4 protein-coding genes are annotated in these 6,822 nt (G+C 31.6%); all 4 read left to right on the plus strand.

Translation table 11 applies throughout. From position 1 onward, the window contains the following. Positions 1 to 346 precede the first annotated feature (346 nt). Positions 347 to 3,364 (plus strand): SusC/RagA family TonB-linked outer membrane protein, encoded by a 3,018-nt coding sequence (locus DRF57_RS01620; protein WP_115916555.1) that lies wholly within the window; start codon positions 347 to 349, stop codon positions 3,362 to 3,364. 12 nt (positions 3,365 to 3,376) lie between these two features. Beyond that, the gene (locus tag DRF57_RS01625; protein ID WP_115916557.1) at positions 3,377 to 4,810 is read left to right on the plus strand and encodes a SusD/RagB family nutrient-binding outer membrane lipoprotein; all 1,434 of its coding nucleotides are present in this window, start codon (positions 3,377 to 3,379) and stop codon (positions 4,808 to 4,810) included. A gap of 111 nt (positions 4,811 to 4,921) precedes the next feature. Then, on the plus strand, positions 4,922 to 6,145 hold the full coding sequence (locus tag DRF57_RS01630; protein ID WP_157969868.1) for a lanthionine synthetase C family protein: 1,224 nt from the start codon (positions 4,922 to 4,924) through the stop codon (positions 6,143 to 6,145). Positions 6,146 to 6,169: 24 nt separating this feature from the next. After that, positions 6,170 to 6,822: lantibiotic dehydratase (locus DRF57_RS01635; protein WP_185145887.1), on the plus strand; the 653-nt coding region annotated here is incomplete at its 3' end.

The raw sequence follows: 6,822 nt of genomic DNA on the forward strand, positions 1-6,822 counted from the left end.
TAATAATAGGATTGTTTTTTCATTATTAAACAATTAGTGGTAGGGGGTACTCTCATTTTTTGCTAAATGATTGTTGATTTTTTATTGATTTTTGGTCTGTTGTGTTTTTTTTATGGCAATTTAAGAGGTAGATATTTGAAATCATTTTATAAAATTCAATTTTTGATAAATATATATAAGAAACTTTATTTTATTGTTTATTAATTAGGATTTTAACTTAAAATATCAATTAATAAACATGTTTTATCGTTTTATATTGAGTGTTTTATATTTTTTTAATTTTTTTTCTTTGACTTGTTTAGAAGGTTTTACAAATTTGTACGGATACAAAAATTAAAATCTGATTATGAAAAAACTAACAACGAGTCTTCTTGTTTTAGTAGTTACCTCTTCGGTGGCAGTTGCAAATGCCCAGCAGAAGAAGGATACTCTTAAAACAAATGAAATCGAAGGTGTAGTGGTAACTGCACTGGGAATTAAAAGAGATAAAAAGTCTCTGGGATATTCATCTCAACAATTAAAAGGAGATGAAATCAGTGAAGTTCCAACCACTAATTTTTTGAATAATTTATCGGGAAAAGTAGCAGGCTTGGATATTAAAGCCGGAACGAATTTTGGAGGATCAACTAATATTGTCCTCAGAGGATACAAATCTATGCTAGGCGATAACCAAGCTCTTTTTGTTATTGATGGAGTACCTATTTTAAATAATAATATTAACTCAGCAAGTCAAACAACAGGTGGTGGAGGGTATGATTTGGGTAATGCCGCAGCTGATATTAATCCAGATGATATTGAAAGTCTTAACGTATTAAAAGGTGCAGCTGCTACGGCCTTATATGGCTCAAGAGCACAAAATGGTGCAATTGTTATTACAACAAAAAAAGGAAAGAGGAATAAAGCCTTAGGAATTGATTTTTCGTCATCAGTAACAATATCAAGCATTGATAAAAGTACTTTTCCTACTTATCAAAAAGAGTATGGACAAGGGTACAATGGAGAAAGTTGGTCTGGCGAATATAAAGGTCTTAATACGGCCAATTTTAGAGATGATGCTTCTTACGGTCCAAAATTTGATCCTAATTTAAAGGTTTATCAATATGGTGCATTTATTCCAGGGTCACGAAATTATGATATGGCCACTCCATGGGTTGCTGCAAAAAATGGTCCTTTAGAGTTTTTTGATGTAGGAACTAGTTATAATAATAATTTCTCATTAAATGGAGGGTCAGATGTTGCTACTTACAGATTTTCTTATGGTAATACGTACTCAACTGATATTATGCCTAATACCTCCTTGAGTAAAAATAACTTCTCTGGTAACGCGTCTTACAAGTTCAATGATAAATTAACAGGGACCTTTTCCACTATTTTTGTAACTCAAAATACAAAAGGAAGAAACTATACAGGGTATTCGGGGAATATTGTGTCAGGGTTCAGACAATGGTGGCCTGTAAATGTAGACCTTAAAGATCAACAATATTTATACGGTTTATCACATCAAAATTTCACATGGAATATCAAATCCCCAAGCGATACATCTCCTGCTTACTGGAATAATCCTTATTTTCAGGCTTATGAAAATTTTGAAACTGATAAAAGAAACAGGCTTGCTATAAATACTTCCTTAAGTTATGATGTTACCAAGGATATTAATTTGACAGCAAGAGTAAGCCGTGATGGTTACACATTAAGAGTTGATGAGCGGTTAGCTAATGGCTCTTATCCTGAAAGATTCGGATTAAATGGAAATGTTACACAGTCATCCGGATATGCATTAACAATGTATGATGTATCTGAGTATAATTATGATTTCTTAGCTACTTATAAAAAAAAGTTGAATGATATAAGTATTAATGGTTTGATAGGGACTAACTTAAATGTTCAGAATTTTTATTCAAATAGACAGTCAACCGGCGGTGGATTATTAATTCCAAATGTTTATACTTTATCAAACTCTAAAGGGGCTTTGCCACTTCCTGTGACAACTGATACATCTAAGAAAATATTTGGTGCATTTGCTCAGTTATCTCTGGGGTATCGGGATACTTATTTCTTAGAAGGTACCATTAGAAGAGATCAATCTACCGCACTTCCAAAAAGTGATAATGCTTACTGGTATCCTTCGGTTTCTACCAGTATTGTTTTGTCTAATCTTGTTCAAGCAGATTGGTTAACATTTGGTAAGTTTAGAGCAGCATATGCACAAGTAGGGTCTGATACAGATCCCAATAGATTGATCGATATTTATACAGCCCAAAACCCATTTTTAACCCCAATGTATGCTTATAATACAACAGCTAGAAACCAGAGTTTAAAACCACAAAGGTTGGATAATGTTGAAGTGGGACTTAACATGCAATTCTTAAATAATAGACTAGGTTTTGATGTTGCTTGGTATCAGAATAAGGCATTTGATCAAATCCTTGCATTGCCTGTATCCATGGGAAGTGGATCAGCAAGTCAGTTTAAAAATGCAGGTACTTTACGAACAAGAGGCTTTGAAGTTACTGTTAATTTAGTCCCAGTCAAATTGCAAAATTTTAATTGGAATATTGATGTGAACTGGTCTAATCCATTTACTAAAGTGGTGGAATTGGCTTCTGGTGTAGAAAATATTTCTTTAGGTAGTTCGCAGGGAGGGTTTAGTGTGAATGCTCCCCTTAATAAGGCTTATGGTACACTTTGGACTAACGATTATGTATATACACAAGATGGACAGAGAATTGTTGGACCTAAGGGTAATTACTTAATTTCAGATGCTACCAATAAGGATCAGGGAAGTTTTCAGGCTAACTGGATGGGAGGTATAAGAAATACTGTAAGATATAAAAACTTATCGATAAGTTTCTTAATTGATATTAAACATGGCGGTAAAGTATTTTCTCTAGATCAATATTATGGTTATGGAACAGGTATTTATCCTGATTCTGTTGGAATGAACGATTTAGGAAATCCGGTTAGGAATACGATTGCAAACGGAGGAGGGGTTATTTTACCTGGAGTTAGAGAAACATCCCCTGGTAGTGGTGTCTATATTGCCAATGATATTCGATTGGATAAATCTCAATCAAGTCAAAGTTTGGAAACTGATCCACCGGCTTCCGCATTTATTTATAAGGCAGGTTATGTGAAATTAAGAGAAGCTGCAATTACTTATAAATTTCCCGATTCTGTTTTATCTTCAACATTCTTGAAAGGTTTGTCAATCGGTATTGTTGGACAGAATTTATGGATTATCCATAAAGATTTACCGTATGCAGATCCCGAAGCAGGACTTTCTTCCGGAAATTATCAAGGATGGCAATCTGGTCCAATGCCTACAACCAGAAATATTTCTTTTAGTTTAAAAGCTAACTTCTAAAAAAAAAATAAAATGAAAAAGATAGGAATCATATCACTATTAATAATATTATTCTTTAATAGCTGTTCAACCGACGATATAAATAAAGACCCGAATAGCGCTTATACAACTACAGCAGAATCACTTGTTTCATATGCTGAAAAAGCTTTAAGTGATTATAATAATACACCCAATGTTAACACCAATAATTTTAGGCTTTTGATGCAGTATTGGCAGGAAACCACTTATGTAAGTGAGAGTAATTATAACTTTGTAAACAGGAATGTTGCAGATGGTGTTTGGAATGAAAATTATGTAAAAGTACTAAATAATCTACAAAAAGCACGTGAGATTATTAATGCTTATTCACCTTCTCCATCAGAAATTTCTACTTGGGATGCTAAGAAAAAAGGTCAACTGGCAATTATTGATCTACTAATGGTTTATACCTACCAAACTATTGTTGATACTTTTGGAGATGTTCCTTATTCTCAATCTTTACAATTGGTTAAGTATCCATTGCCTGTATATGATAAAGGAGCTGATATTTATGTTGATTTAATAAAAAAAACTCAAGAAGCTCTGACTAATTTAAACGGAACTCCTTTTGGAGATGGAGAATATTTCTACAAAGGAAACTCAGGAAAATGGAAGGTTTTCGGAAATTCTTTGTTACTGAAACTAAGTATTGGAATAGCTGATTCTAACCCTACTTTGGCTCAACAGATTGCTCAGGTAGCTATAAGTGGAGGAGTAATGATGTCTTCTGCGGATGGCTGTCAGTTACCGTATCAGTTAGCTTCCCCCAATTTTAATCCGCTTTATTCAGAATTAGTAGCAAGTGGCAGGGATGATTTTATTGCGGCAGAAACACTTGTAGATTATATGATTAATACAAATGATCCCAGGATTTCTTCTTATTATCAGAAGAACAAAGATGGGGTATATGTTGGTCAGCAACCGGGAAAAGCCGGATTGATTGATGTATTTTCGAGAATTGGAACATTTGCATATACAAGAACAACACCAGGAACTATATTATCATATACAGAAGTAGCTTTTTATAAAGCAGAAGCAGCTGCAAGATGGAATACTGGAAATGCAGCTATAGAATATGAAAATGCAGTTAGGGCTTCTATGAAAGAATGGAATATTGCCGATGACTTAGCGGTAAGCTATATTGCAGCCCATCCCTACGATAATTCTAACTGGAAGAAATCAGTTGGAGAACAAGCTTGGGTTTCAATGTTTAATCAAGGCTTAACTTCATGGAATTTTTACAGAAGATTAGATTATCCAGTATTGATTGCTCCTGAAACAGCGATCAGTAATGCAGGAGGAAAAGTTCCTGTGAGGCTACAATATCCTGGTAGAGAGCAAACAACTAATGGGACAAATTGGTCTGCAGCTTCAGCGGCTATAGGGGGAGATAGATTGACCACCAAACTTTTCTGGGACAAAAATTAATACATATTTTTTAATACATTTTCATACTAAAAACCGCCAGAAAAGGCGGTTTTTAGTATCGTATCTCTTATTATTAATAACTATATTGTATTAGATAAAAATAACTTTACAGTGAATACAATATTATTAAATTGTGCTGAGAATAAGCTTAAAGAAATATCATCAGTAATTATTGAAAATGAATTTTATAATAAAAACATTGGAGTTTTAGGTGGAATATCTGGAATTCCTATATTTCTATTTTATTATTCTAAATATTGTAATGATCCTTTATATTCAGAGAGGGGACAAAAATATGTTGAATATATTATTGATGTTGTCAACTCTGGTACGATGCTTCCTACATTTTGTAATGGAATGTCTGGTGCTATATGGACAATTGACTTTTTGAAAAAGAACAAATTTATTGATTTTAATATTGATAAAAATATAAAAAGCTTTGATGAATATTTTTATGAAGTAATGATTCAGGAAATAAACCAAGGGAATTATGATTTTTTGCATGGAGCATTAGGATATGGATACTATTTTTTAGAAAGATATAACAATACTGGCAATGAAAAGCTTAAAAAAAAATACTTAGAATATATATTGATTTTTATTGAAAAATTGGAGTTAATATCAGTATCTAAAGGTGAGGATACTTATTGGGAGTATGTCAATCCATTAGAATATGAGAAACAGATAAATTTTGGATTAGCTCATGGTATACCCAGTATACTTTCATTTTTGACCCGTGTACTAGAATCTAAAATAAATAGTTTATTGGCAAAGCAATTATCATATAAATTGCTTATGATTATTTTAAAATACTCTAATAATGAAAATGTTTCTGTATTTCCTTCAAAGGTAAGATTGGAAAATATAAATGATTTAAATAAAGATGATGATAACATGAGCCGCTTAGCTTGGTGCTATGGAGATTTAGGAGTTGTAAACTCCTTATATAGAGCAAATATGATTCTTAAATTAGAAAAAATAGATAAAATATGTTTTGATATTATGATTAGAACAAGTTTAAGAAGACTATATAATGAATCAATGGTCAATGATGCTGGAGTATGTCACGGCTCATTTGGAATATCTCTACTATTTAAAAGATTTTATGAATTAAGTGGGATAGAAGCAATGAAAGATGCCTATATTTTTTGGCTAGAAGATGGTCTAAATAGATCCAATTTCCAAGATGGTTTTGCAGGATTTAAGGCATATAACGGAGGCGATTATAAAAACGAAACAAACATTCTTAATGGCATTACTGGTATTGGATTGACATTAATAACATTCATGTCAAAGAAGAAGACTTTATGGGATAGATGTTTGTTAATACAATAAAAAAACTTCATTAAACAACAGCAAATGAATAAAAATCCATATGTATGTTTAAACAGATTTATATTAAGATTTCCAGTTTATTCATCTGATAAAGTTTTAAATTATAATCATGGAAATAATTTTTTGTTTGAGTTATTTTCTAACGATAGTTTTTTTAGAAATGCAATATGTATAGCAAGTTATGAATTATATAGATTCTTACAAATTGAATTAAAAAAAGAGCATATCGATAATGATACTAGACTTAAACTAAATATAAGTCTATATAAATATTATTCTCGAATGTGTACTCGAAGTACACCATTTGGTCTTTTTTCGGGAGTTATGGCAGGGGAAATTTTATATAAAAATCAATTCCAAATTGATCTTGCTACTGTAAGAATATCTCAACAATTTGATAATTCCTTTTTATATAAAATTGTTAAAAAAGAATTTGAATTGAAAGGAGAAAACATACTTCTTTTTTTAAATAACACGATGAAAAGATATGGTAATAAGTACAGATATATTGAAGAGTCTGTAAATAAGTCAAGTGATAAGAAAACTTTTTCTGTTTCTGAGACTAAATATAACCGTATTTTAAATCAGATTTTTAATCTTACTAAAAATGGGATCACAAAGGATACATTAATAGAGAAAATTAGAGTTTCTTTTAGAGCTGTCTCTTATACACATCT

Origin of the sequence: Chryseobacterium rhizosphaerae, from assembly GCF_003385455.1 — a bacterium.
Classification (GTDB): Bacteria; Bacteroidota; Bacteroidia; order Flavobacteriales; family Weeksellaceae; genus Chryseobacterium; species Chryseobacterium rhizosphaerae.